Genomic DNA, 26,047 nt, shown 5'->3' on the forward strand with positions numbered 1-26,047 from the left:
CCGTATCTCCTGAAGGCGGTTGAACCTGTCATGGACGCTTATCGGCGTGTGCTGTTCCTGGCGCCGGGCACACCCTTCTTCGACCGCGTCGCCGAGGGCGATGACGACGACTTCCGTGCCGAGACACCGGACGACTGGACGTCCCACACCGGGCCCGAGTGGACCATGCTCACCCCGCACGGGTACCGACTGCCGCTCCAGGGCTGGAAGATCCACGTGTCGGCGACGGCGGAGAACGCCTCCCGCGTCCTCGCCCGAGCCGCGCGGTGGCTGGTCGACCAGCGCATGGCGTTCAAGTTCATCCGCGGCCAGCAGGTCCTTCAGCGCCGCAACGGCAAGTACGGCGACCGGGGGGCCAGCGGCAAGTTCATCACCGTCTACCCCGAGGACGAGACCCGCCTCGCCCTCGCGCTGGAAGAGCTGGGCGACCTCCTCGACGGCGAGCAGGGCCCCTACATCCTCAGCGACCTGCGCTGGCGGTCCGGCCCGCTCTACGTGCGCTACGGCGGGTTCGTCGCGCGCACGATGAAGTCCGCGAAGGGGGAGACGGTGCCCTGCGTCGAGGACCCCGAGGGCCGGCTCGTGCCCGACGTGCGCGGGCCGTCGTTCCGGCCGCCGGAGTGGGTGAGCATCCCCGCCTGCCTGACCGAGGCCGTCGAGGCGCGCGGCGCGGGCACCCTGGACGACTTCCCCTACCGCGCCGAACAGGCCCTCCACTTCTCCAACGGCGGCGGCGTCTACCGCGCGACCGACCTGCGCACCGGGACGCCGGTCCTGCTGCGCGAGGCCCGGCCCTTCGCCGGGGTCGACACCCACGGGGAGGACGCGGTCGCACGGCTCCTGCGGGAGCGGGACTGTCTGCGCCGGCTCGCCGGGCTGCCCTGGGTGCCGGAACTCGTCGAGGCCCGCGTCGGGTACGAACACCACTTCCTCGTCCGGGAGTTCGTCGCGGGCGAGACCCTGGCCGTCCGCACCACCCGGGACAACCCGGCCTCGCCGGGCGCCGATCCGGCGCGGACCGCCGCGTACACCCGGTGGGCGGTCTCCGTGCTCGACCAGATCGAGCAGGGGGTGCGGGCCATGCACGAACGCGGGGTCGTCTTCGGTGACCTCCACCCCGGGAACGTCATGGTCCGGCCGGACGACACGATCGCGTTCATCGATCTGGAGACGGCCTCCACGGATCCCTCCGCTCGGCAGATCCATGCGGCGCCCGGTTTCGCCGCGCCGCCCACGCATCGGGGGCCCGCCATCGACCGGTACGCCCTCGGCTGCCTGCGGCTCGCCCTCTTCACGCCGCTGACGAATCTTCTGACGTGGGACGAGGGGAAGTTGGACCAGTTGATCGGGTTGGTGGAGGAGCGGTATCCGGTGCCGGGGGATTATGGGGCGCGGGTTCGGGCGGATCTGGGGGCGGGGGCCGAGGCCGGGCTGGAGGGGGTCGGCGGGAGCCGGGGGGTCGGTGAGTCGGGTGCTGTGGGCGAGGGTGCTGGCGAGTCGGCTGCTGTTGGCGGGGGGCTCGTGCCGGGTGGGGTGGGTGCTTCTGCGTCCGTGCCGGGGTCGGGTGCCGTGGACGAGGGTGCCGGCGAGGCGGGTGCCGTGAGCGGGGGCGTTGGTGTGGCTCTCGCCTCCGGCGAGCCGCGCACCCCGGACCCCGGCCCCGTCGGCCGGCGGGTTCTCGCGGACTCCGGCCCCGCCGTCACCGTCCGCCGCAGCAGCCTCTCCGCCCCCGACCCCGTCGCCGTCGGCCGAGGCATCCTCGCCACGGCCACGCCCCACCGTGAGGACCGGCTCTTCCCCGGGGACACGGCTCAGTTCATCCTGCGGGAGGGCGGGACGTGTCTCGCGTACGGGGCCGCCGGGGTGCTGTGGGCGCTCGGGGAGACGGGGACGGAGATCCCGGCGGCGCACGTCGACTGGCTGGAGGAGTCCGCGCGCCGGGTCACCGACCCGTCGCCGGGGCTCTACACCGGCACGTCGGGTGTCGCGTGCGTCCTCCAGAACCTCGGCCGGACGGACGCGGCGGCGGAGCTGCTGAAGGCGGCGTCGGCGGTGGACCCCGGGAACGACACCCTGCTGGACGGCCGCGCCGGGCTGGGCCTCGCCCACCTGCACATGGCCGGCGCCACCGGCGACGACGACGCCCTGAAGCAGGCCACGCTCCTCGCGGAACGGCTGACCGAGAACGCGTCCAGCCCGACCCGCCGGGGCGAGGCCGGTCTGCTGCGCGGCAGATCCGGCTGGGCCCTGCTCCTGCTGCGCCTGCACGCCCGCACCCCCGACACCGCCCTGCTCGACACGGCCCGCGACCTGCTCGACGCCGACCTGCGCGCCCTCGGCTGGACGGACGACGGCTGGGCGGACGGCGCCGTCGGCACGCGCCCCACCTTCGCGGCGGGCAGCGGCGGCACGGCCCTGGTCCTCAGGGAGTACCTGGACCGGCGTCCCGAACCGGGCTTCGCGCTGGCCTGCGACACCGTCCTGCGGACGGCCCTGGACTGCGTCCCCCACACCGGCGGGCTCTTCCACGGCTTCGCCGGCGTGCTCCTGACGGCGACCCGCCTGGCGGGCCCGGCCCACGCCGCCGAACTCGCCCGCCTCGCCACGACGGCCGGCCTCTACCAGGTCGTCCACGAGGGCCGGCCCGCGTTCCTCGGCCTGGAGAACGTCCGCCTGACGACGGACCTCGCGACCGGGGCGGCGGGAGTCCTGCTCGCGGGGCACGCGGCCGCGGGGGAGCTGGCGTTCCTGTGAAGCACGCTTCTGTGAGCGGCGTCTCCGTGATCTGCCCGGCCTACAACAGGTCCCGCGAGATCACCGCCACCATCGACTCCGTCCGCGCCCAGACCCACCAGGACTGGGAACTCCTCGTCGTCTCGGACGGCAGCGACGACGACACCGACGACTGGGTGCGCCGGGCCGCCCGCGAGGACCCCCGCGTCCGTCTCCACCGCGTCGCGCGCAGCGGCCACCCCAGCGGCCCCCGCAACGCCGGACTCGCCCTCGCGCGCGGCGAGTTCATCGCCTACCTGGACCACGACGACGTCTGGCGCCCCGACCACCTCCGCGTCCTGCTCGGCCTGCTCCGGGCGGACGCGGACCTCGCGGCGACGGGCTGTACCTACCACGACGCGGACGGCGCGCAGGCCGTCGAGTTCGCGCCCCTCTCGGCCTTCTGGCACCCCGAACTCCAGGTGCTGGGGCCGATGTTCGAGCCGTCACGGGTGGGCCACCGCCGGGGTGTCGTGGAGGCCGTCGGCGGCTGGCGCGGCGGGGCGGGCCTGGAGGACTGGGACCTGTGGCTGCGGATCGCCGACGCGGGCCACACGTTCCGCACGGCCGTCGCCCCGACCGCGGACCTCCTGATGGACGGCGGCACCCGCAGGAACCGGATGCCGCGCCCCCACCGGCTGCCCCTGGCCGTCCTCGACGACGCGCGCGCCGCCCACGCGCTGCTGGGCGAACTCCGCTCCGGCCGTTACGACGACGCGTTCCGCGCGGCCGTCCTCGCGGACATGCGGGACTGGTACCGGCGGATGTCCGACTCCGGGGAGCTGGTGCGGCCCCTCGACTGGGACGGGGACCTCGACACGGAGATCGAACGGGTCGTCTCCGGCGAGGTGAAGCTCTTCGAGGAGCTTGTCCTCGTGCCCGAGCGGGGGCGGTACGCCGTCGCCCGTAACCTCCTGTGCTCCCGCACCGAGCACGCCCATCGGGCCGCCCGGCTGGTGCCGGTCGTTCAGCCGAGGGTGGTGGGGTTGGTGCGGGAGCTGGCGGAGGCGGGTGTGTCGGTCAGATAAGGCCAAGTTCCTTGGCTCGTAGGGCCGCCTGGAAGCGGGTCGCGGCCTGGAGGTGCCTCAGGAGTTCCGCCACCCGGCCCCGGTAGGTGCGTACGGAGATGCCGAGTTCGCGGGCGCCGACCTCGTCCTTGTCGGCGCGGGCCATGGCCTGGAGAACCTTCAGGTGCAGGGCGTCCAGGGGGTCGTGCTCCGAGAGGAGCAGGGGCGCGGCGTCGAGGGCCTGGGACCAGCAGCGCTCGAAGAAGGAGAGGAGGGTGCCGACGAGGGCGCCCTGCTCCACGAGTACGGGGCTGGGTGGGGCGGGTGTGTTCGGTGAGGTAGGTGCGGTGCTCGGCGGTGTGCTCGATGGTGTGTTGTTCTGCGGCGTGTCCCGTTCGGACGACCGGACGAGGGCGGTCGCGCGGTCGGCGATCAGCACCCGCTTGAACTCGCCGTCCAGCAGCCGGACCTGTGCGCCGTGCCGGATCAGGTCGGTGAAGAGCGTGGCCGTGGCCTCGTCCTCCAGGGCCCGTCTGTGGATCAGGGCCTTCACGGTCACCCCGCGGCGCAGGCAGGCCACGCCGACGCGGCGGGTGGCGAGGATCGCCTGCGGTGTGAGGAGCCGGTCCGGCTGCATCGTCAGCACTTCGCGGCGGGCGTGGAGCGAAAGTTCCTCGGCCCGTTCACAGACGTCTTTGTCGTCTTTGTCGTCGGCTCGAATGTGTCCGGGCGGACGCCGGAGAAGTGACTGCCGGATCAGTGAATAACCGAACGACAGCACTTCCTGTTGCTCCGCGACGAGTTTCCTGAGCCGTTCGTCGAGGAGTCGCCCGACGCTGTCGTCGGGGCTGAGAACGGTCGGTTCGCCGTGGTCGTCCAGGTGCACCATGCCCTGCTCGGCGAGTCTTCGCAGGGCTGCCCGGATGCCGTCGTCGTCTTGGTCAAAAACGACGCACAGGCCGGATATGCCCAATTCGCTATCTCGCAGCAGGGCCTTATACACGGATTGGTCAAAATCTGAAAGACCCAATGTGGTCAAGGTCATTTCCCCCATGGCCGTATTCGAACATCGGTGTATGGGGCTGTCAATCTCGGACGCGGTAAGAAGTGCGTAGAGCGACCCGTCCCGACAGGCTTCTGGCCTGCCGGGACGGGGAAAACCGGGAAGATCCGGGGCGCCGCCGCCTACAGGGCGGACGCGGCGATGACCGCGGTGAGCGCGGCGACGGTGGCGCGAATCGTATCCCCGAGCGCGGCGGCCGTCGTCTGCCCCTCGGCGATCGCGGCGACCCTCGCCTCGGCCTCCGCCCCGCCGGGCAGCAGCGACCGCAGGCCCGCGTGATGCAGCACGGCGACCAGCGCCGCCGTCCGCTCGCCGGGCTCCTGCCCTCCGACGACGACGTCCGCCAACTCCTCCCGCAGCGCCGCGAGTTCCGCCGTCCCCGTGACCGGGTGCCGCACCGACCCGAACGCCCCGAGCACCCGCCGCCCCTCCTCCCGCACGAGCCCCTTCCCCGACAGCTCCCGATAGACCGCGTCGAGCACCTCCTCGCGCACCCCGAGCAGCACTTCCCGGGCCGTCTCCCCGGCGTGGCTCCGCACCCGCTCCGCCACCACCGCGCCCGCCGTCTCTGCCGGCACCCCGACGACGACGAACGACCCGTCCCGCTCCACCAGCTCCCCGGCGAGCCTCAACTCCACCAACACCGCAGCCGAAGCCGCCAACGCCACCCGCAGCGGAGCCTCCCTCAGCTCGCCGCTCTCCTCGTCCAACGCGAGCAGCACAATCCGCTCACCGACCGTCAGGCCCTCAATCATGGGATCCCCCTTATCTCTCCCAGGAAAGACGCGAAACGGGAATCGAAGGTTCCGGTGACCCACCCTCCCCACCGAATCCCCACAACCCTCCCCTCATACCCCCATTGTCTGTTTCGGCACGGCCATTCAGGAGGTGTCGCGGCAGGCGCGGGGCGTGGCGAGCATGCGGAAGGAGGCGTTGAACCCGACGTGCTGGACGGTTCGCTGAAATCGGATGTGCCGCTGCCGACCGGGCTGACGGCGAAGGAGATCGCTCCTGCCGCGGCTGATCGCGATGTGCGTCCGGGCAACAAAGAACCCCCTCACGCGTTTCCGCAGGGAGAGGGTGAGGGCGCCCCCGGCAGGACTCGAACCTGCGGCCAAGCGCTTAGAAGGCGCCTGCTCTATCCACTGAGCTACGGGGGCCGGGTGGGTGGCGGTGTGTCGGGACCGGGAGGGTCGTCGGGCACGTTGCCGGGGACAAGGATAGGGCTCCCGGTTCCTTGTCCTGGTTGCTTCGCCTCCGTGGCTCGATGTGGAGGTTCGGTGAAGCGGTCCTGATAATCGCAGGCAAGTGCGAATCGTGCACCGCTTTTGGCGTCCTGGGGCGCGGGTGTTGTGCACTCGTTATGCCTGGGGTGCCCCCTTGTCCCGCTCACCCCTTCCGTCCCTTGTGTCCAGTCGGCGCGCAGACGTCGTTATATGCTTCAGAAATCCCCTAAAATTGGGCATTCTTCGCATGTGGTGACCTTGGACGTACGGCCTCAACTGCTCGACGCACTCTCCGCGCTGCGCGACCGTGTCGCCGCCGCACGCTTCCCGCTCCCCCTGCCGGGGGCCCCACGCGCGCGTGCCAACCGCGACGAACTCCTCGCCCAGCTCGACGACTACCTGGTACCCCGCCTGAGAAACCCCGAGGCACCGCTCCTCGCGGTCGTCGGCGGCTCCACCGGCGCCGGCAAGTCCACCCTCGTCAACTCCCTGGTCGGGCACCGCGTCAGCGAGGCCGGCGTGCTGCGGCCGACCACACGCACACCCGTGCTGGTGTGCCACCCGGAGGACCATCACTGGTTCAGCGGCATGCGCGTCCTGCCCGGCCTCACGCGCGCGTGGGTGCCCCACCAGGAATCCGCCGACGACCTCCTGACCCCTGGCGAGGACGGCCGCGTCCTGCGCGTCGAGACCTCCGAGACCCTGCCCGCCGGCCTCGCCCTCCTCGACGCCCCCGACATCGACTCCCTCGTCGCCGACAACCGCACCCTCGCCGCCCAGCTCATCTGCGCCGCCGACGTGTGGATCATGGTCACCACCGCCGCCCGCTACGCCGACGCCGTCCCCTGGCACCTCCTGCGCACCGCCAAGGAGTACGACGCGACCCTGGTGACCGTCCTGGACCGCGTCCCCCACCAGGTCGTCTCCGAGGTCTCCCGCCAGTACGGCGCCCTCCTCGCCAAGGCCGGCCTCGGCGACGTCCCGCGCTTCACGGTCCCCGAACTCCCCGAGTCCGCCTGGGGCGGCGGGCTGCTCCCCGCCACCGCCGTCGCCCCGCTGCGCACCTGGCTCGTCCACCACGCCCAGGACCCCGGCGCCCGCCACCGCGCGATGGCCCGCACCGCCCACGGCGTCCTCGACTCCCTCAAGTCCCGCATGCCCGAGCTGGCCGGCGCCGCCGCCGCCCAGTACGCCGCCGCCCTGCGGCTGACCGCCGCCGTCGACCACGCGTACGACAGCGAGTACGCGCGCGTACGCGGGCGGCTGCAGAGCGGCGTGGTGCTCGCGGGAGACGCGCTCAAGCGCTGGCGGGCCTTCCCCCTCGACTGCGCCCCCGGAGAGCTCCTGGACGCCCTCGTGGAGTCCCTGGCGGCCCTCCTGCTGTGCGCCGTCACCGCCGCCGACGAACGCGTCGACGACGCCTGGCGCCGCGAACCCGCCGCCGGGCACCTCGACGACCGCGACCCCGACCTGGAGAGCGCCGAACACCGCATCGGCCTGGCCGTCCGGCGCTGGCGGCGCGAACTGGAGGAGTACGCGGAGGACGAGGTCCGCGACCTCGACCGCGGCTCCGCACCCGACCCCGAGGCGGTCGCCGCGCTCGTCGCCACCGCCCTCCTGGGCGGACGCCGCGCCCGCTCCGCAGGCGAGGGCCTGGCCGAACGCCTCGGCGCCCACGGCGCCCTGCGCCTGCGCGACCGCGGCGGACGGCTCCTCAGCGCCCACCTCGACCGCGTCATGACCACCGAACGCGAGCGCCGCCTCGCCCCCCTCGACGGACTCGACGTCCACGCCGAACCGCAGGCCGAACTGATCGCCGCGCTGTCCGTACTGCAGAAGGAGAGGTGACGGATGACCGCCGTCACGGACCACCAGGAACACGAACAGGGCCCCACGGACGACGCCCCCGCGGACGCCGGCCCCGGCGCGGAACCCGACACCGCCCCCCGGAACACACCCCCCGAAAACGTGCTCCCTGCGGACGCGTTCCCTAGGGACGGCGAAAACGTCCCCCACACGAGTGAGTCCCCCCAAACTCCCGCCGACCCCGGCAACCCCCCCGACCCCGACGGCGTCTCCTGGGACGACGGACTCATCGCCCGCCGGGTCAACGCCCCCGACACCGAACCCCCCGCCCCCGAACCCCGCTCCGCCCCCGCCCCCCTCGCCTACGACGGCCCCCTCAGATCCCGGCTGGACGCCCTCCGGGAACTCGTCGGCCTCTCGCGCACCCGCCTCGACGGCAAGACCCTCGCCGAGGCCGGCCGCGTCCTGGACGAGGCGGCGGCCCGCCGCAGGCTCTCCGGCCGGCACACCGTCGTCGCCATCGCCGGCGCCACCGGCAGCGGCAAGTCGCAGCTCTTCAACGCCCTCGCCGGCGTGACGATCTCCGAGACGGGCGTGCGGCGCCCCACCACCGCCGCGCCCATCGCGTGCAGCTGGAGCGACGGCGCGGCCGGCCTGATCGACCGCCTGGGCATCCCCGGACGGCTGCGCAGACGGCCCGTGCAGAGCCCCGAGGCGGAGGCCCAGCTGAGCGGCCTGGTCCTCGTCGACCTCCCGGACCACGACTCGGCGGCCCTCCCGCACCGCGAGCAGGTCGACCGGATCCTCGCCCTGGTGGACGCCGTCATCTGGGTCGTCGACCCCGAGAAGTACGCCGACGCCGTCATCCACGAGCGCTACCTGCGCCCCATGGCGGGCCACGCCGAGGTCATGTTCGTCGTCCTCAACCAGACCGACCGGCTCCCCGGCGAGGCCGCCGAACTCGTCCTCGACGACCTGCGCAGGCTCCTCGACGAGGACGGCATCGCCCTCGGTGAGTACGGCGAACCCGGCGCGACCGTCCTCGGCCTGTCCGCGCTCACCGGCGACGGCGTGCCCGAACTGCGCGAGGTGCTGGGTCAGTTCCTCGCCGAACGCGAGGCCCCCGCCCGCCGGGTCGCCGCCGACGTCGACGCCGCCGCCGCCCGGCTGCGCCCCGTCTACGCGCCCGCGCGCAGGCCGGGGCTGACCGAGGAGGCGCGCGACGAGTTCGCCGCCCGGCTCGCGGACGCCGTCGGCGCGAGCGCCGCCGGGGACGCCGCCGAGCGCGCGTGGCTGCGCAACGCCAACCGCGCGTGCGGGACGCCGTGGCTGCGGCTGTGGCGCTGGTACCAGGACCGGCGCGACCCCCCGACCGGACGGCTGCCCGTGCGCGCGCAGATGGACGAGGAGGCGACCGCACGCCAGCGCGTCGAGCAAGCCGTCCGCACGGTCGCCGACCGGGCGTCGGCGGGGCTGCCCGCGCCGTGGGCGCTCGCCGTGCGGGAGGCCGCCGTGCGCGGGGCGCAGGGGCTGCCCGAAGCGCTCGACGACCTCGCCGCGCGCGCGGGGCTGCCGCCCGGACGCCCGCCCCGGCCCGGCTGGTGGCCCGTCGCCGTGTTCGCGCAGGCGTCCATGACGGTCCTCCAGATCGTCGGCGGGCTCTGGCTCGTCGCCCAGATCGCGGGCGCGATGGCGCCCAACCTCGGGGTGCCGGTCCTGCTGATGGTCGCCGGGATCGTCGGCGGGCCCCTCGTCGAGTGGAGCTGCCGGCTCGCCGCGCGCGGGCCCGCGCGCAGGTACGGGCAGGACGCGGAACGCCGGCTGCGGGAGGCCGCCGCCGGGTGCGGGAGGGCTCGGGTGCTGGATCCGGTGGCGGCGGAGCTGCTGCGGTACCGGGAGGTCCGGGAGCAGTACGGGAGGGTGGTGGGGGTGGGGCGGTAGGGGGTGCCGGGTGACGGCGGACCGGTAGGAGGGGTGGTGGGTCGGTAGGAGGGTGCCGGGTGGCGATGCCGGGGACGGTGTCGCCACCTTTTGCTGTGCGGCTTTTGTTGTGCGGCGGTGTCGCTCTGTGTGATCCGCGCAGGTGAACCGCAGGCGGCGTGACAGGGGTTCGCTCGATCGGGTGACGGGGTTTTCCACAGGCCGGGGGGTGTCCACAGGGCCGGGCGAGGGACTTGCCGGGGCGGCAGTCTGGATTCGCGGCGATCACGAAGGGCGTGGCCGGCGCAGCCAGCCGTACGGGAGAGGCCCGTGCGGGATCCGCCCGGCCGGGGACGGCGGGGCGAGGGAGGGGCGAACGATGAACGAGGTCACGATGTGCGCCGTGGGGAACGTCGCGACGCAGCCCGTCTACCGGGAGTCGCCGTCCGGCACCTCGGCACGGTTTCGGATGGCGGCGACCGCCCGGTACTGGGACCGGGAGAAGAACGAGTGGGTCGACGGGCACACCAACTTCTTCACGGTGTGGGCGAACCGGCAGCTCGCCGTGAACGTGGCGGCGTCGCTGTCGGTCGGGGACCCGGTGATCGTGCAGGGCCGGCTGAAGGTGCGGACGGACCTGCGCGACGGGCAGAACTGGATGTCGGCCGACATCGACGCGGCGGCCATCGGGCACGACCTCGCGCGGGGCACCTCGGCGTTCGTCCGGGTGCTCAGGACGGAGCCGGCGGGCGGGCGCCCTGAGCCCGAATGGGAGGCGCAGCCGCTGGAGCGGGAGCCGGTGAGCGCGACGTGAGGCCAGGTCAGCGTGGTGTGAGGGCAAAAGGCGGCTGAAAAAGCCGGGTTGGGGCTTATCGGTGAATCACGCCGCTTGATGAGTGGATCAACTGCCTTGAGCAGCGGTTGATTTATCGATAAGCCCAGCCGTCGGGGCGGCCGAACGGATCTTGGGATAACGATTCCGATTCGGATCGGTTGCCCGATGATCCGACGGGGAAAGGGGCCGCGCCGGCCTCTCTAGGATGCGCGACATGGCCCTCGTGGCTTCCGATTCTGCTGGTGGGACCCCGTCCCCCACGTCAACGGGTCCCGCTCGAAGGGGAATTGAGTGCTTTCTTCGACCACCGTGCCGTTCGCCCGAGCGCGAGGAGCGGTCCGCGCCGTCGCCGTGACCCTGGTGTCCGGGCTGGCCGCCGCCGGGATCCTCGCCGCCGCCGCTCCGGCCGTCGCCGACACGGCCACGCAGGGGCAGGGCGGGGCGACCGCGACCATAGGCGGGCTCAAGGTCTACGGCGGCGCGGTGCTCCACGAGGAGGGCGGCGACCAGGAGATCCCGGCGGGCCTGTTCGAGATGTCCGTCGACGGCGGGGGCATGCTCCAGACGTACTGCGTCGACGTCTACACCCCCACGCAGAAGGACGCGAAGTACCACGAGACGCCGTGGAGCGGGACCTCGCTGGCCGCGAACAAGCAGGCGGGGCGGATCGGCTGGATCCTCCAGCACTCCTACCCGCAGGTCAACGACCTCGCGTGGCTCGCGAAGTCGGCCGGCATCAAGAGCGGGCTCACCGAGCAGGACGCGGCGGCCGGGACGCAGGTCGCGATCTGGCGGTACTCGGACGGGGCGGACGTCGACGCGGTCGACCCGCAGGCGCGGCAGCTCGCGGACTACCTGGAGAAGGCGGCCCGCGGCGCGGCCGAGCCGGCCGCGTCGCTGACCGTCGACAGCCCGGCGGTGTCCGGGAAGCCGGGGGAACTCCTCGGTCCGGTGACCGTGCGCACCGACGCCGGGACGGTCTCCGTCACGCCGCCGCCGGACGCCGCGATCAGCGGGGTCAAGGTGGTCGACGCGGACGGGGCGCCGGTGACCTCGGCCGGGGACGGCAGCCGGCTGTACTTCCAGGTGCCGGCCGCCGCGCCGGCCGGGTCGGCGCAGGTGACGCTCCAGGCGTCGACCACCGTGCCCGTCGGGCGGGCGTTCGTCTCCGAGGGGCGCAGCCAGACGCAGATCCTCGCCGGGTCCAGCGAGTCGACCGTGTCCGCGACGGCTGTCGCCAGCTGGGGGGCCGTCGGAGCGGTGCCGGCGCTGTCCGCCGCGCGGGACTGTCTCAAGGGCGGGCTCGACATCACCGCGACGAACAAGGGGGACCAGCCGTACACGTTCACCCTCCTCGCCGCGGAGTACACGATCGGGGCGGGCGAGACGCGGACGGTGACCGTGCCGCTCCAGGAGGACCAGCCCTACGACTTCGCCCTCACGACACCTCAGGGCAACACCCCCCGCTTCACCGGCATCCTCGACTGCAAGACCCAGTCCCGGACGACGTCCAACCTCACGACCCAGACCTTCAGCGACCCCACCCCGGCCACGGTCCTCCCCGCCACCCCCACCAACCTCGCCGACACCGGCACCGACAGCACCACCCCCCTCATCGCCGGCACCGCCATCGGCCTCGTCCTCATCGGCGGCACGGCCCTGGTCCTGACAGCACGCAAGAACCAGGGGACGGGGGAGTAGGGGAACGGGAGAGCAGGGGACCCGACACCGGCTCCCGCCGACGGGCTTGACGCCTCCCGGCGAGGAGCCGTCCGGGGAAGCCTCGGTGCCTCCCGGCGGAGGCGCACCGGCCGCGGTGCCGGGTCCGGGAGCGCGGTGACGTCAGGCCGGTCGCGCGGGTGAGACGGGCAGGGGCCAGGTTGATGACGAGCTGTGGCGCCCCGAGCCGACGGGGTTGGCCGAACCAGCGGATACCGACGACTCGAAGGCGGGCCGAGCGCGGGTGCGCCCCAGGCGAGAACGTGGCTGCCCCTGAATCGGTGAGTCGAGCCGGAAGCGCGCGGCTCGACGCAGGGCGAAGACGAAGGGCAAGGCGGACCGGCGGTCCCCGGAGGCTGGGAGCCGGCAGAGCGCTGGGACGCGGGGCGGGAGCGACGACGGTTCCAGTGTGGTTGTGCGGGGCGAGGGCGACGACGGCTCCGGTGGGCCCGTGCGGGGCGTGGGCGGGGCTGGTGGGCTCGGTGCGGGCAGTGGTTTTGGCGGATCCGAGGGCCCGGCGGTCCCGGTGGGTCCGGTGGTTTCGGTGAGCGGGCAGGGCTCCGGAGGGCCAGGGCGGGTGTTGGCAGGAATGCCGGGCGAGGCCGGTTGGGCAAGCGGTGGGGGCGGGCTGAGACGGGCCGGTGTGGGGTACGGGTGGGGAGAGCGGGCGGAGACCGGGAGGGGGGACGGGAGATGCCCTGGGCGGCTCTGGTGAGTGCGGTGGTGGGGGCGGTGATCGCCACGGGGGCCGGTGCGCTGCTTGAGAGGGCCCGGTGGCGGCGTGAGCGGAGCGAACGGTCGGCCGGGGTGCGCCGGGTGCTGTACGGCGAGTACCTGGAGCAGCTTTCCCAGGCCCGCAACGTCTTCCGGGGGCTGGCCCGCTCCCCGGACCTCCCTCGGGCCGAGCGCGAGCAGGCGGCCCGGAGCGGGTTCGCCGCCTGCTACGGGCTCCGGTACCAGATGTCGATCACGGCTCCGGACCAGGTCGTCCGGGCCTCCGAGACCGCGTTCCGGGCCCTGCGGGACGTCCGCGACCTGGCGGCCGGGGGCGTCGCGGCCGGCGACCCGGCCTACGTCACCGGCCGGGAGAGCTACGAGGACGCCCTCGCCGCCCTGCGGGCCGGGATGCGCCGGACCTGGGTGTCGATCGGGCGGCGGGCTGAAGGGCCAGGTCACCGAGGTCCCCGCTAACAGGTTTCCGCCCAGGGATGGACGTACGGCAAGATGGGGTGTATCTGCCCACTGCCCAATTCACGCTGCCGGACGGTTTCTCTTGGCTGAGTACATCTACACCATGCGCAAGACGCGCAAGGCCATCGGCGACAAGGTGATCCTTGACGACGTTTCGCTGAACTTCCTGCCCGGCGCGAAGATCGGTGTGGTCGGGCCGAACGGGGCGGGCAAGTCGACGATCCTGAAGATCATGGCGGGTCTGGACCAGCCGTCGAACGGGGACGCGTTCCTGTCGCCGGGGTACACGGTCGGGATCCTGCTCCAGGAGCCGCCGCTGAGCGAGGACAAGACGGTCCTGGAGAACGTCCAGGAGGGCGTCGCCGAGATCAAGGGCAAGCTCGACCGCTTCAACGAGATCGCCGAACTGATGGCGACGGACTACAGCGACGCGCTGCTCGACGAGATGGGCAAGCTCCAGGAGGAGCTGGACCACGCGAACGCCTGGGACCTCGACGCCCAGCTGGAGCAGGCGATGGACGCGCTGGGCTGCCCGCCCGGCGACTGGCAGGTCACGAACCTGTCCGGTGGCGAGAAGCGCCGCGTCGCGCTGTGCAAGCTCCTGCTCGAGGCCCCCGACCTGCTGCTCCTCGACGAGCCCACCAACCACCTCGACGCCGAGTCGGTGAACTGGCTGGAGCAGCACCTCGCCAAGTACGAGGGCACCATCGTCGCCGTCACCCACGACCGGTACTTCCTCGACAACGTCGCGGGCTGGATCTGCGAGGTCGACCGCGGTCGCCTGCACGGCTACGAGGGCAACTACTCGAAGTACCTGGAGACCAAGGCCACCCGCCTCAAGGTCGAGGGCCAGAAGGACGCCAAGCGGCAGAAGCGGCTCAAGGAAGAGCTGGAGTGGGTCCGCTCCAACGCCAAGGGCCGCCAGGCCAAGTCCAAGGCCCGTCTCGCTCGGTACGAGGAGATGGCGGCCGAGGCCGACAAGATGCGCAAGCTGGACTTCGAGGAGATCCAGATCCCGCCGGGCCCGCGCCTGGGCAACATCGTCGTCGAGGTCAACAACCTCTCGAAGGCGTTCGGCGACAAGGTCCTCATCGACGACCTGAGCTTCACGCTCCCGCGCAACGGCATCGTCGGCGTCATCGGCCCGAACGGCGCCGGCAAGACGACGCTGTTCAAGATGATCCAGGGCCTGGAGACCCCGGACTCCGGTTCGGTCAAGGTCGGCGAGACCGTCAAGATCTCCTACGTCGACCAGAGCCGCGAGAACATCGACCCCAAGAAGTCGCTGTGGGCCGTCGTCTCCGACGAGCTGGACTACATCAACGTCGGCCAGGTCGAGATGCCGTCGCGCGCGTACGTCTCCGCGTTCGGCTTCAAGGGCCCGGACCAGCAGAAGGCCGCCGGTGTGCTGTCCGGCGGTGAGCGCAACCGCCTCAACCTCGCGCTCACCCTCAAGCAGGGCGGCAACCTGCTGCTCCTCGACGAGCCGACCAACGACCTCGACGTCGAGACGCTGTCCTCCCTGGAGAACGCGCTCCTCGAATTCCCCGGCGCGGCCGTGGTCATCTCCCACGACCGCTGGTTCCTCGACCGCGTCGCGACGCACATCCTCGCGTACGAGGGCGAGTCCAAGTGGTTCTGGTTCGAGGGCAACTTCGAGTCGTACGAGAAGAACAAGATCGAGCGGCTCGGCGCGGACGCCGCGCGCCCGCACCGCGCCACCTACAAGAAGCTGACCCGGGGCTGATCTTGCGGCACATCTACCACTGCCCCCTGCGCTGGGCGGACATGGACGCGTACGGCCACGTCAACAACGTGGTCTTCCTCCGCTACCTGGAGGAGGCGCGTATCGACTTCCTGTTCCGTCCGGACAAGGACTTCCAGCAGGGGTCCGTGGTGGCCCGCCACGAGATCGACTACAAACGGCAGTTGGTCCACCGGCACTCGCCGGTCACCATCGAGCTGTGGGTCACCGAGATACGGGCCGCCTCCTTCACCGTCACCTACGAGGTGAAGGACGAGGACGTCGTGTACGTCCGGGCGGCCACCGTCATCGTCCCGTTCGACTTCGAGGCGGAGCGGCCGCGCCGGCTCACCGCGGAGGAACGGGAGTTCCTGGAGGAGTACCGGGACGACCCGCAGGGGGCCGTCGCCGCATGACGGTGCTCCATCTCGCCGACGAGGGGGAGGCGGCCGACCTCGCCGCTTTCCTCTCCCGGCTGCTGCACTACGACCGCGGCGCCGCCGTCCGTCTCCAGGCGGCCGGCACCGCGCTCGCCGTGTTCGGCCGACCCCCCTCCTTCGAAGTCCTCGCGGTACGCGCCGTCCGGCTCGCGAAGCCGTACGAGGACGGCATCGAGGCGAGCCTCGATGTCACCGTCTCGGCGGGGGAGTTGCTGGAGACGGTGGACGAGGACGCGGCGACGGCAGGCGTGCCGGGCGCGGTGACCGGCCCTCCCTGGGCCGGAGTTCTGCCGCCCAGGGGCGGCTGGCGGGCCGAGGGCGGGCTGCCGTCCGCCGATGAGCTGCGGGCCCTCGTCGCCGGTGTCGTCGCCGAATTCCGGCGCCGTACCGAGGAGTTGGGCGCCGAGCGGCGCACCCGGGCCGAGCTGGACCGGATCGGGCGGGAGATCTGGTCGCGGGCCGTGGGCTCAACGGGCCTTCCGCTGCGGGCCGTTCACGCCGCCCAGGCGCTCGGGTTCCTGCGGCCGTCCACGCCCGAGGTGAGTCTCTTCTCCTCCGGGGCGTGGCTGCGGCTGCGGACCGCGTACGGGTCGATCGCCGTACGGCGCGCGGGACTTGGGGACTTCGGGCTCAGCGTGCGGTGAAAGTGCGCGGTGGACGTGCGCGGTGAAGCGGCGTTCTAGTCGGGGGTGTTGACCATCGACGCCGCCGCGTACGTCAGGTACTTCCACAGCGTCGCCTCGTGCTCCTCGGAGAGGTCCAGGGAGTCGACCGCGTCCCGCATGTGCTTCAGCCACGCGTCGTGGGCCGCGCGGTCGACGGCGAAGGGGGCGTGGCGCATGCGCAGGCGGGGGTGGCCGCGGTTGTCGCTGTACGTCGTCGGGCCGCCCCAGTACTGGATCAGGAACAGGGTCAGCCGCTCCTCCGCCGGGCCCAGGTCCTCCTCCGGGTACATCGGCTTCAGCAGGGGGTCCTGGGCCACGCCCTCGTAGAAACGGTGGACGAGGCGGCGGAAGGTCTCCTCACCGCCGACCTGCTCGTAGAAGGTCTGCTGCTGGAGTGTGCCGCGCCGAATCTCATTCACGTACCCCATGGTCTCAGATCGGGGGGACGAGGACTTGGGGCTTAGGACTTCGGAGGTAGGGGGACGCGGACGCGGCCGGTGTCGGCCACGTCCGCGTCGCGGGGGTTCCTGTCAGGCGCGCCTGATCGTGATCGTCGTCCAGGCGCCCACGTGGACCCGGTCGCCGTCCTGGAGCGGGACCGGGACGAAGGGCTGGATGGGTTCCTCGCCCGCGTTGACCGTGGTGCCGTTCGTGGAGTTCTGGTCGACGACGGCCCAGGTGCCGTCCGGCTGCTGGACCAGGACCGCGTGCTGGTGCGAGACGCCGGGGTCCTCCGGGGGGACCGAGAGGTCGATGTCCGGGGTCTCGCCCGTGGAGTGGCGGCGCCGGCCGATGGTGACCTGGTTGCCCGTGAGGGGGCGCTGCTGCTCCGGGGAGTACGCGGGGAGGTTCAGGCCGGCGGCCTCGGGGCCCGAGCGCTGCATCATCGCCATGAAGTAGTCGCGGTCGGGGCCTATGGTCGCCGTCCAGGTGCCGCCCGGCCGGCCCGGGAACGCCGGGGACGGGGCAGAGCCCGTCTGGGGGTAGCCGTAGCCGCCGCCGGGGGCGCCGGAGGTGGGCGGGGAGATCACCCAGTCGTCCTCGGCACCGCCGAAGGGCTGGCCGGGCGGGGTGCCGGGGGGCGTGCCGGGCGGGGTGCCCTGCTGGGGGAACCTCGGCGGGGCGGTGGCACCGGCCTGCTGGAAGGCGCCGGGGCCGCCTTGACCGCCGGGGGCACCAGAGCCGCCTTGACCGCCGGGGCCACCAGGGTTGCCGGGCCCGCCAGGGGCGCCCGCTCCGCCGGGACCCGTGCCGAAGCCGCCGGGTCCGCCGGGACCGGGGCTCGTGGTGTCCCGTCCGCTGAAGAGGCCGGCGGGCGCGCCGGAGCCGGGGGCCGACTGGTCCCGTCCGCCGAAGGGGCCGGAGCCGCCGCCCGAGGTCGGCGCGGGACCGCCCGGACGTCCGCCGAACGGCGGCGCACCGGCGGAACCCGACGGCTCACTGCCGAAGGGAATCGGTTCAGCAGGACGGTTCACCCGGGACGGGCTGGAGCCCTGGTAGTCGAAGGAGTCACCGTTCCCGAAGGACGGCGGAGCAGGCGGCGAGGGGAAACGAGCGCCCCCCGGACCGCCGGGCCCACCCTGACCCCCAGGCCCACCGGCCCCACCCGGACCGTCGGGCGCACCGGGACCACCGGGCGCACTCGGTCCACCGGCCCCGCTGGACGCCCCGGGCCCGCCGAAGTCACCGGGACCACCGGCCGTACGAGGCCCGCCGCCCCCGTCGAAGCCCCGCGCCCCACCGGGACCGGAGCCACCGGGCGCACCGCCCCCGCCAGGCCCACCCGAGCCGCCGGGACCGCCGAAGCCCCCGGCGCCGCCAGGCCCGTCAGCGCCACCGGGCGTGCCGAAGCCGTCGGTCCGGGCCGGCCCGCCGGAGCCCTGCCCGCCACCGAAACCACCGGACCCACCGGGACCGCCAGGCCCCCCGGATCCGCCGAAACCACTGCCCGTACCGGGCCCACCGGACCCACCGGAGCCCCCGAAACCACTGCCCGCACCGGGCCCGCCCGAGCCACCAGGCCCGCCGAATCCCTCGGCACCGCCCGGCCCTCCGGAGCCACGGCCCCCGTCGAAACCGCGCGCGCCACCCGGGCCGGACCCACTGGGCCCGCCCGAGCCACCAGGCCCGCCGAATCCCTCGGCACCGCCCGGCCCTCCGGAGCCACGGCCCCCGTCGAAACCGCGCGCGCCACCAGGGCCGGACCCACCGGGCCCGCCCGAGCCACCAGGCCCGCCGAATCCCTCGGCACCGCCCGGCCCTCCGGAGCCACGGCCCCCGTCGAAACCGCGCGCGCCACCCGGGCCGGACCCACCGGGCCCGCCCGAGCCACCGGGACCGCCGAAGCCCCCGGGCCCACCGGGCCCACCGGCCCCGCCAGGCCCACCGAACCCGTCAGCCCCGCCCCGCGCACCGGAGTCCCCGAAGCCACCGGCTCCACCGGGCCCGCCACGCCGTCCGGAGTCCCCGAACGCGCCGGCACCACCGGGCGCACCGGACCCCTCGAAGCCCCGTGCCCCACCGGCCCCGCCGGGACCACCGGGCGCGCCAGGACCACCGGAGCCGCCGAAGCCACCGGCCCCGCCGCCCCGGCCGAAGTCACCGCCACCGGGACCCCCGGCGCCGGAACCACCAGGGCCCCCGAAGCCACTGCCCCCGGCTCCACCGGGACCCCCGGCGCCAGGACCACCGGCGTTACCGGGCGCACCGAAGCCCCCGGCCCCGCCGGGCCCACCGGCGCCGCCAGGACCGCCAGGCCCCCCGGCCCCGCCGAACCCCCCGCCCGACGGCCGAGGCGCGGCCGGCGTGTACGACGTCGCCGTGTTCGTCAGGAAGTTCCACCGGCACTCCTCGCAGAACGGCGCGCCCCCTTCGCGGGGCGTCCGGCACTGCGGGCAGAGTTCGGGCTCGCCGCCCGGCCGGCCGGGCGGCGGCGGGAAGCCGTAGCCGCCGGCCGGCGGCGGGGGCGGCGGCGGAGGTACGGCACCGGCCATGCGGTGACCGCAGACCTCGCACCAGTCGTCGGAACCCGACTGGTGTCCGTTCGGGCAGGTCGGCATGTCGGCGCGTCCCCCTTTCCTTACGTGTGTCGCTCTACGTCACTTCTTTACGCGAACAGTCTTTGTGGACCGGGTTTCGAGAGTCATCTCGTCCGCCTCCGCGACCTTCGCCTTCAACCGCACAGTACCGGTCGTGGCATCGACCACGTCCACCACCTTCGCAAGCAGTTTCGCAGTATCCGCGTTCCCCGACACACTCGCGAGCTGTACGGCCCGGCCCAGTTTGGCCGTTGCTCCATCGATATCGCCCACTTTGCGCAAGTCGAGCCCTTGTTGGATGACTTGGGCCAGTTCGGCCTGCCCGGTGTAGTGCGCGACCTGGGGGTTGATGGACGTGGAGGCGGCCACGTCCTCGGTCCACACCGCTCTCACCAGCCCCTGCGCGCCCAGGTTCTGGACGCTGCCGTCCGCCTGCGGGACGACGAGGGAGACGCGCGCCGCCAGCATCTCCTGCCCGATCCCGGCGCCCGGCACCTCGACGCAGACGTGGTAGTCGCGGGACTCGTCCCCCCACGACCCGGTCGGGTAATCCCCGGACCGCGACCCGGACTCGGTGCGCCGGGACGTCAACTCCTCGACGGTCGGCGCGACTTGCTTGACGAACTTCACGGTCGTGCCCACCGGCGTCCACAACCGCAGCGCGACGTCGGCGACTTCCTTGCCCATCGCCGTCTCCATCATCCGCGTGAAGTCCGCGGAGAGCCCGGCGGGATCGGCGACGATGTCGGCGCTGCCGAGCAACGCCGAGGCGACGCCTGTGACTTCTTTCACCACCCAGTCCGTGCCGACCCCGCGCGCGTCACAGGTGAACCGGCCCGCGCAGTGCTCCAGCGTCGCCCTCAGCTCGTCGGGCTCCTCGTGCTCGTTGCGCCCGTCGGTGAGCAGGATGCCGTGCCGGATCGCGACGTCGGCGGAGGACAGCAGGCGTTCCGCGAGCCGTAGCCACGTCCCGATCGCCGTTCCGCCGCCCGCGCTGAGCTTGCGCAGCGCCTGCTTGGCCTGCTCGCGGGTGGCCGCGTCCGCGACGGCGAGCCGGCCGCCGCCGGGGTAGACCTCCTTGGCGACGTGCGTCCCGCCGATCACCGCGAAGTGCACCCCGTCGCGCACGGCGTCGATCGCGGCGGCCGTCGCCTCCCGCGCCCCGCGCATCTTCACCGGTGGGTAGTCCATCGACCCCGAGCAGTCGACCATGATCGCGACGGCGGCGGAGGGTCCCTGCGCCGGCGAGTACAGGTGCGGCGAGGTGACCGCGCTGCCGACGGTGCCGCCGCCGGTCGCCGTGACCGTGACGATCGCGTTGACCTCACGGCCGCCCTCGGGCAGGTACTCGTTCTGATAGACGTCGACCGCGAACTGCGGCACGCTCGACTTGAAGAAGTTGGCCATAACCGCTCAATTCCCCCTGTGTTACCCGTGACTGGCCGAGGCGGCCCCGGCCCCCACCGGGTACCCGCCTCAGAGCGATCCTGCCCCCGGCGCCGGGACCGGGAACGGTACGACGGCCACTGTTACGTTGTCGTGGCCCCCGCCGTCCAGCGCGTGCCCGACGAGCACCCGCGCGCTGTGCAGCGGACGTGTGCCCGCGTCGAGCGGCAGCACCCGCGCCATCTCCTCGGCGCCCTCGGCGTAGTTCCACAGGCCGTCCGTGCAGACGACGACCACACCGGGCCGGTCGGGCTTGAACGACGCGGTGTGCGGCTCCAGTTCGTAGGCGTCCGCGCCGAGCCAGCCGGTGATCGCGTGGGCGCGCTCGTCGGCGTACGCCTCGGCCTCGTTCATCAGCCCGGCGGCGACCATCTGCGCGGCCCACGAGTCGTCCTCGGTGAGCCGGGCGGCCGGCAGCGAGCGGTCGGCGGGCACCCAGTAGGCGCGGCTGTCGCCGACCCAGCCCACGACCAGCAGCCCGGCCGTCACGACCGTCCCGACGATCGTGCAGGCGGGCGCGTTCTGGTGCGGGGAGTGCTCGCGGGCCCCGCCCGGCTCGTCGGCCAGCGCGTTCACCGCGCGCGAGGCGGCGACGATCGCGTCGTGCAGCGCCTGCTGCGGGTGCGTGCCCTGCGGGAGAGCTGCGGCCACCGCGTCGTGCGCGGCGCGGGCGGCGGCGGCCGAGGCGTCGTCCGGGCGGGTCGCCGAGGAGACGCCGTCGCAGACGATCGCGACGCTCGCGAGCGCGCCGTCCGGCAGGGGGGCCGTGCCGACGGCGAACGCGTCCTCGTTGCGGTGGTGGCGCAGACCTCTGTCGCTGACGGCGGCCAGCGGGCCCGCCTCCTGCTCCATGTGGTCGCGCGCGCGGGGCTGGGCGTGGCCGCAGTTCTCGCAGTAGCCGTCACCGTCCACCCGGCCCGCCCGGCAGGCGACGCACACCGGCTGCGCGGCGGCGGCCTCCGCGGCCGCCCTCGGGTCCGGGGCCTGGAGGGCGTACTCCTCCGGCTCGGGGGCCGCGGGCCGGTCGAAGCGGACGCCGGACGGCTCCGGCGCGCTCCCGTTCAGGGTCAGCGTCGGCTGGTCGTCCGGGCGCGGGGGCACGGCCGACAGGTCGTAGCCGCAGGCGCCGCAGAACCGGTCGCCCGACTCCAGCGGCTCCGCGCAGCTCGGACACGTCGGCAGTGCGGCCTGCGGGGGCGTGTGCGACGGGGGCATTTGCGACATCAACTACACCCATGTCCGGGGGCGGTAACGGTTGGCACGTTCCACCAGGTCGATCCTCTCCTCACCGGCGGTGGCCAGCCGGGCCAGCGCGCGGTACGAGCGCTCCAGGCCGAAGCGCAGGCCCCGCTCGTCGAGGTCGCTGCCGAGCAGCGTCCGCGCGGGCGCCGGGTCGCTGCCCCGGCCCCCGGAGAGTACCCAGTCGAGGGCGCTGCCGAGGACTTCCGCCGACAGCCGCTCGCGCCGCTTCGGGTCGAGACCGTACGCGTCCAGCGCCTCGACCTGCGCCGCCGCGGCGGTGAGGTCGTCCAGGAAGGGTACGTCGCCGGCTGCCGCCGTCCGCTGCCGCAGCCGCGCGCGGACGGCCGCGACCCGGGCCGCCGTGTAGTGGATCGACGACTCCGGCACCGACTCCAGCGTCCGGACGGCGCCCCTGCGGTCCCCGGCCGCGAGGCGGACGCGGGCCAGCCCGAACGCCGCGCTCACATAGCTCGGGTCGGTCATCCACACCAGGCGGTAGTACTCGGCGGCGTTGTCCAGCTGGCCCAGCACCTCCGCGCACAGCCCGAGCGCCAGCTTCGGCGCGCTCTCGCCGGGGAACGCGTCGTAGATCGCGTCGAACGCGAGCGCCGCGTCCTCGTGGTCGCCGGTCACCAGGGAGGCGACGCCCCGGTACCAGACGACCCGCCAGTCGTCCTCGCGGTCGCGCTCCAGCGCCCGTAGGCCCGTTGCCGCCGACGCGGTGTCCCCGGTCTCCAACTGGGCCCGCACCTGCCGGATCTGCGTCTCCGTCGACGGGTTCGGCACGGCGTCCAGGGCGACGATCAGCTCACCGGGCGCCGACGTCGAAAGCCCGGCGAGGAAACCGGCGTTGGGGTCGGTCGGGTCGATCAGCGGGGCCGGCAGCGCGAGGGCGGCGGCGGGGGCGTCGGCGGCCCTGACCAGGGTGGAGGGGGTCGGGGTGCGGCCGGGGGTGGTGAGCGACATCGCCGGTGCGGCGGGGGTCTTGGGCGCCGGGGCGCCGGACACGGGCGTGACCGCGCGCGTCGGGTCGCTCGAAAGCGCCGTCGCAGCAAGGGAGTTGGGCCCGCTCGACAGCGTCGTCACCATGGGCCCGGGAGTCGGCGCCGGGGTCGGGACGCCGCTCGGTACCGGCGCGGTCAGCGCTCTCGGCGTCAACAGCCGGGTGAAACGGCCCGGTTTCACCGTCCGCGCCCCCGACCGCGAGACCTCGCCGTCCAGTTGGGGGAACAGTTCGGTGTCGGTGACCCGGACCTCGGGGCCGAACTGGGTCGACAGGGCGGGGCGGGCGCGGCCCGTCTGGAGGGAGACGACCTCGCGCAGGACGCCCGTCAGCTGCTCGGCCATCTCCTGCGCGGAGGCGAAGCGGCGGGCCGGGTCGGGGTCGGTGGCGCGCACCAGCAGCCGGTAGAAGGACTCGTACGCGCGGAAGACCTCGATGTGGTCGGGGTCGGGCAGCGAGTCCGCGAAGACGGTCGTGTAGCCCTGGAAGTCGAAGGTGAGGACGGCCAGCGTGCGGCCGACCGTGTAGAGGTCGCTGGCCACCGAAGGGCCGACCTCTGAAACCTCCGGGGCCTGATAACCGACCGTGCCGTAGATCGCGGACTCGTCGTCGTCCATCCGGCGCACCGCGCCCATGTCGATCAGCTTGAGCTGGTCCTCCGACTGGATCGCGTTGTCCACCTTGAAGTCGCAGTACAGGAGGTTGCGGCTGTGCAGGTGGCCCAGCGCCTCCAGCGCCTCGATGCCGTACGCGCACGCCTGCTCGACCGGCAGCGGATCCCGGCGCCCGTCGGGCGTGCGCCGCGCGTTGGCTATCTCCTTCAGGGACTTGCCGCCGACGTACTCCATCACGATGTACCCGTCCAGCGAGCCGGTGCGCTGGTCCAGGTGCTCGACGAAGTTGTAGATCCGGACGATGTTGGCGTGCTCGATCTCCGCGAGGAAGCGCCGCTCGGAGATCGCCGCCGCCATCGCGTCCTGGTCCCCGGTGTCCAGCAGGCCCTTCAGCACGACCCAGCGGTCCGCCACCGCGCGGTCCACCGCGAGGTAGATCCAGCCCAGCCCGCCGTGCGCCAGGCACCCGGCGACCTCGTACTGGCCGTGCACCACGTCCCCGGCCTTCAGCTTGGGCACGAAGGAATAGGGGTGGCCGCACTTCGTGCAGAACCCCTCGGTGCGGCCCGGCCGTTCACCGCGCGCCCGCCCCACGGGCGCACCGCAGTCGGAGCGCGAGCAGAACCGCTTGCGCTCGGGCACCTCCGGATCGTCAAGGACCATCGCGCGCGGATCGGGCCTCGGCACCTGCGGCACCGACACCAGACCGGCCCCCAGCCGCGCCCGCCCCGACGACCCGGCCGACGCGCCCGAACTGCGCACCGACACCGAACGCCCGGTGGAACGCCCCGACAGCGACCGCGACAGCCGGCCCGACACGGACCGCCGGGACCGCGACGACTGCGAGCCCGTCGAGGCCGAACTCGCCGACGAGGCCGGGGAGATGCCGCTCGTGGGCGGCGAGCCGACCATGCCGGTCGCCGACACCACCGGCGCCAGCCCGCAGGTGTCGCAGTACAGTTCGCCGCCGCCGACGTCCTCGTAGGCGCCCTCGCACCCCGGGCGCTGGCAGCTCTGTCCCGACTGGCTCATGAAGTCCCCCCGCTCTGCCGGTCCCTCGGCGTCGCCAGCAGTTCCGCCGCCAGCCGCTGGTAGCGCAGGACGGCCTGTTCCGCGACCCGCAGATCGCAGGGCGCGCTCCACAGCATGCGGCGCGCCGCGTCGTACCGCTCGACGAGGAACGGGTCCTCGGCGAGCCCCAGCCTGGCCACCTTCGCCTTGTACGCGTCCAGGCGCCCGCGCAGCTCCGCGCGGATCGCGAGCGGCGCCGTCACCGCGCCCAACTGCTCGCGGGCGCGCTCCAGTTCGTCGTCCGCCTTCTGTTCCAGCGAGTCCAGCAGCGGGGAGAGCCGGTGCCACTGGCCCTGCCTGCGGTACTCGGCCGCCGCCGCCAACTGCTCCTGGAGCACGGTCGGCGGGCCGCTCACCACCGGCACCTCCGTCGCCGCTATCTTCGCCAGCACCTCGCCGCGCGCCGCGCGCGCCTCCGCGAGCGTGCGGTCGGCCCGCGACAGGACGTCCCGCAGGCGCACCAGCCGCTGCTCCGCGTCCTGACGGACCGTCAGCACCGCGTCGATCTCCCGGCGCACGTCTTCCAGGGCGCGCGCCTCGCGGTCGTACACCGTCGTGTCCGGACGGCCGCCGCCCGGCGCCGAACTCCCCTTCGCGGGCACCCAGTACGCCAGCGGGTCGGAGACGACGCGCTCACGCAGGTCCGTCAGCGTGCGGGTGATCCGCTCCAGGTCGTCGCCCGAGGGGTGCTCGCCGGGGCGCACGCCCACCGAGTGCGCGAGCTGCCGGGTGCGCTGCAACTCCGCGGCCAGTAAATCGATCCGGGCGGGCAGCGCCGACCACACCGCGTCCGCCGCGACGACCAGGTCCAGCGACGACGCGTACAGCTCGTTCATCCGGTCCACCAGCGCCGCCAGCGAGAAGTGCTCCGCGAGGACGCCGGTGCCCGCCACGGCGACCGGTTCGCCGCGCAGCAGCTCCGTCAGCTCCACCAGGTCCTCGCGCGAGGACCAGCGGCGCCGGGAACGGATCTCGCGGGCCGAGCGCAGGGCGTCCGTGTACGCGTCGAAGTACGTCCACAGCAGGGATATCGCCGTGTCGGCCGCCGCCCAGCGCTCGCGGGTCACGCCGGTCAGCTCCGCGCCCTCCAGCAGGCGCCGGCCCGCGTGGTCCTGGAGCGCCAGCAGCGAGGTCTCGATCGCCTCGTGCTCCTGGCCGAGCCGCGCCAGAGCGCGGTCCACCTCGTCCCGGTCCATCACCGGACCAGGGGCTCCCGCGACGCCCATCGATCACCCCTTGTCGTTC

General features: G+C 73.5%; 18 protein-coding genes and 1 tRNA gene. 10 read left to right on the top strand and 9 right to left on the bottom strand.

What is annotated here, in order from left to right:
- The first annotated feature begins 30 nt into the window (after positions 1-30).
- Both lanKC and IAG44_RS26705 read left to right on the top strand, forming a co-directional pair.
- A complete protein-coding gene (lanKC, locus tag IAG44_RS26700; protein ID WP_187749615.1) occupies positions 31-2,754 on the top strand; it encodes a class III lanthionine synthetase LanKC in 2,724 nt (907 codons plus the stop codon).
- The gene (locus IAG44_RS26705; RefSeq protein ID WP_246562117.1) at positions 2,751-3,800 is read left to right on the top strand and encodes a glycosyltransferase; all 1,050 of its coding nucleotides are present in this window, start codon (positions 2,751-2,753) and stop codon (positions 3,798-3,800) included. Before lanKC ends, IAG44_RS26705 begins: the two co-directional genes overlap by 4 nt.
- Here the strand turns inward: IAG44_RS26705 and IAG44_RS26710 are convergent.
- The 3 genes from IAG44_RS26710 to IAG44_RS26720 all read right to left on the bottom strand — a co-directional run bounded on the left by IAG44_RS26710 (position 3,793) and on the right by IAG44_RS26720 (position 6,002).
- Positions 3,793-4,752, bottom strand: coding sequence for a helix-turn-helix domain-containing protein (locus tag IAG44_RS26710; RefSeq protein WP_187749616.1), 960 nt, complete (start codon positions 4,750-4,752; stop codon positions 3,793-3,795). The genes IAG44_RS26705 and IAG44_RS26710 overlap by 8 nt on opposite strands.
- Before the next feature lie 212 nt (positions 4,753-4,964).
- Positions 4,965-5,597 carry a GOLPH3/VPS74 family protein gene (locus IAG44_RS26715; protein WP_187749617.1) on the bottom strand — a complete coding sequence of 211 codons (633 nt, stop codon included), beginning with the start codon at positions 5,595-5,597 and terminating at the stop codon, positions 4,965-4,967.
- 332 nt (positions 5,598-5,929) lie between these two features.
- Positions 5,930-6,002: transfer RNA gene (locus tag IAG44_RS26720), tRNA-Arg, on the bottom strand.
- Between the two features lie 315 nt (positions 6,003-6,317).
- Between IAG44_RS26720 and IAG44_RS26725 the strand changes: the two genes are divergently transcribed.
- The 8 genes from IAG44_RS26725 to IAG44_RS26760 all read left to right on the top strand — a co-directional run bounded on the left by IAG44_RS26725 (position 6,318) and on the right by IAG44_RS26760 (position 16,367).
- On the top strand, positions 6,318-7,916 hold the full coding sequence (locus tag IAG44_RS26725) for a dynamin family protein (protein ID WP_187749618.1): 1,599 nt from the start codon (positions 6,318-6,320) through the stop codon (positions 7,914-7,916).
- A 3-nt stretch (positions 7,917-7,919) separates the two neighbouring features.
- Complete coding sequence (locus IAG44_RS26730; protein WP_187749619.1) at positions 7,920-9,815, top strand: GTPase; 1,896 nt, start codon at positions 7,920-7,922, stop codon at positions 9,813-9,815.
- 358 nt (positions 9,816-10,173) lie between these two features.
- Positions 10,174-10,608 (top strand): single-stranded DNA-binding protein, encoded by a 435-nt coding sequence (locus IAG44_RS26735; RefSeq protein ID WP_187749620.1) that lies wholly within the window; start codon positions 10,174-10,176, stop codon positions 10,606-10,608.
- Positions 10,609-10,920: 312 nt separating this feature from the next.
- Complete coding sequence (locus IAG44_RS26740) at positions 10,921-12,330, top strand: Cys-Gln thioester bond-forming surface protein (protein ID WP_246562119.1); 1,410 nt, start codon at positions 10,921-10,923, stop codon at positions 12,328-12,330.
- A gap of 711 nt (positions 12,331-13,041) precedes the next feature.
- Positions 13,042-13,539 (top strand): hypothetical protein, encoded by a 498-nt coding sequence (locus IAG44_RS26745; RefSeq protein WP_187749621.1) that lies wholly within the window; start codon positions 13,042-13,044, stop codon positions 13,537-13,539.
- An 82-nt stretch (positions 13,540-13,621) separates the two neighbouring features.
- Entirely contained in the window at positions 13,622-15,286 is a 1,665-nt protein-coding gene (gene ettA / locus IAG44_RS26750) for an energy-dependent translational throttle protein EttA (protein WP_187749622.1), read from the top strand.
- A 2-nt stretch (positions 15,287-15,288) separates the two neighbouring features.
- Positions 15,289-15,699, top strand: coding sequence for an acyl-CoA thioesterase (locus tag IAG44_RS26755; RefSeq protein ID WP_187749623.1), 411 nt, complete (start codon positions 15,289-15,291; stop codon positions 15,697-15,699).
- A complete protein-coding gene (locus tag IAG44_RS26760; RefSeq protein ID WP_187749624.1) occupies positions 15,696-16,367 on the top strand; it encodes a DUF8185 domain-containing protein in 672 nt (223 codons plus the stop codon). Before IAG44_RS26755 ends, IAG44_RS26760 begins: the two co-directional genes overlap by 4 nt.
- 35 nt (positions 16,368-16,402) lie before the next feature.
- Here IAG44_RS26760 and IAG44_RS26765 read toward each other — a convergent pair whose 3' ends face one another.
- From IAG44_RS26765 to IAG44_RS26795, 6 genes are all read right to left on the bottom strand, one after another.
- Positions 16,403-16,816 carry a globin gene (locus IAG44_RS26765; protein WP_187749625.1) on the bottom strand — a complete coding sequence of 138 codons (414 nt, stop codon included), beginning with the start codon at positions 16,814-16,816 and terminating at the stop codon, positions 16,403-16,405.
- A 102-nt stretch (positions 16,817-16,918) separates the two neighbouring features.
- Entirely contained in the window at positions 16,919-19,447 is a 2,529-nt protein-coding gene (locus tag IAG44_RS43790) for an FHA domain-containing protein (protein ID WP_246562121.1), read from the bottom strand.
- 39 nt (positions 19,448-19,486) lie between these two features.
- Positions 19,487-20,833 (bottom strand): vWA domain-containing protein, encoded by a 1,347-nt coding sequence (locus tag IAG44_RS26780; protein WP_187749626.1) that lies wholly within the window; start codon positions 20,831-20,833, stop codon positions 19,487-19,489.
- A 69-nt stretch (positions 20,834-20,902) separates the two neighbouring features.
- On the bottom strand, positions 20,903-22,096 hold the full coding sequence (locus IAG44_RS26785; RefSeq protein ID WP_187749627.1) for a PP2C family protein-serine/threonine phosphatase: 1,194 nt from the start codon (positions 22,094-22,096) through the stop codon (positions 20,903-20,905).
- Positions 22,097-22,099: 3 nt separating this feature from the next.
- Positions 22,100-24,763, bottom strand: a complete 2,664-nt coding sequence (locus IAG44_RS26790; protein ID WP_187749628.1) for a serine/threonine-protein kinase — start codon at positions 24,761-24,763, stop codon at positions 22,100-22,102.
- Positions 24,760-26,028: a coiled-coil domain-containing protein gene (locus IAG44_RS26795; protein WP_187749629.1), complete on the bottom strand. Its 1,269-nt coding sequence runs from the start codon at positions 26,026-26,028 to the stop codon at positions 24,760-24,762. The genes IAG44_RS26790 and IAG44_RS26795 overlap by 4 nt, the downstream gene beginning before the upstream one ends.
- Positions 26,029-26,047: the final 19 nt, after the last annotated feature.

This window comes from Streptomyces roseirectus, assembly GCF_014489635.1.
Taxonomy (GTDB): domain Bacteria; phylum Actinomycetota; class Actinomycetes; order Streptomycetales; family Streptomycetaceae; genus Streptomyces; species Streptomyces roseirectus.

What these genes read in the sequence shown, in the direction of transcription:
- IAG44_RS26745 (WP_187749621.1), top strand. Translation starts at nt 13,042, where the DNA reads ATGCCCTGGGCGGCTCTGGTGAGTGCGGTGGTGGGGGCGGTGATCGCC.
- IAG44_RS26715 (WP_187749617.1), bottom strand. Translation starts at nt 5,597, where the DNA reads ATGATTGAGGGCCTGACGGTCGGTGAGCGGATTGTGCTGCTCGCGTTG.
- IAG44_RS43790 (WP_246562121.1), bottom strand. Translation starts at nt 19,447, where the DNA reads ATGCCGACCTGCCCGAACGGACACCAGTCGGGTTCCGACGACTGGTGC.
- IAG44_RS26785 (WP_187749627.1), bottom strand. Translation starts at nt 22,096, where the DNA reads ATGTCGCAAATGCCCCCGTCGCACACGCCCCCGCAGGCCGCACTGCCG.
- IAG44_RS26735 (WP_187749620.1), top strand. Translation starts at nt 10,174, where the DNA reads ATGAACGAGGTCACGATGTGCGCCGTGGGGAACGTCGCGACGCAGCCC.
- lanKC (WP_187749615.1), top strand. Translation starts at nt 31, where the DNA reads ATGGACGCTTATCGGCGTGTGCTGTTCCTGGCGCCGGGCACACCCTTC.
- IAG44_RS26795 (WP_187749629.1), bottom strand. Translation starts at nt 26,028, where the DNA reads ATGGGCGTCGCGGGAGCCCCTGGTCCGGTGATGGACCGGGACGAGGTG.
- IAG44_RS26790 (WP_187749628.1), bottom strand. Translation starts at nt 24,763, where the DNA reads ATGAGCCAGTCGGGACAGAGCTGCCAGCGCCCGGGGTGCGAGGGCGCC.
- IAG44_RS26730 (WP_187749619.1), top strand. Translation starts at nt 7,920, where the DNA reads ATGACCGCCGTCACGGACCACCAGGAACACGAACAGGGCCCCACGGAC.
- IAG44_RS26780 (WP_187749626.1), bottom strand. Translation starts at nt 20,833, where the DNA reads ATGGCCAACTTCTTCAAGTCGAGCGTGCCGCAGTTCGCGGTCGACGTC.
- IAG44_RS26765 (WP_187749625.1), bottom strand. Translation starts at nt 16,816, where the DNA reads ATGGGGTACGTGAATGAGATTCGGCGCGGCACACTCCAGCAGCAGACC.
- IAG44_RS26760 (WP_187749624.1), top strand. Translation starts at nt 15,696, where the DNA reads ATGACGGTGCTCCATCTCGCCGACGAGGGGGAGGCGGCCGACCTCGCC.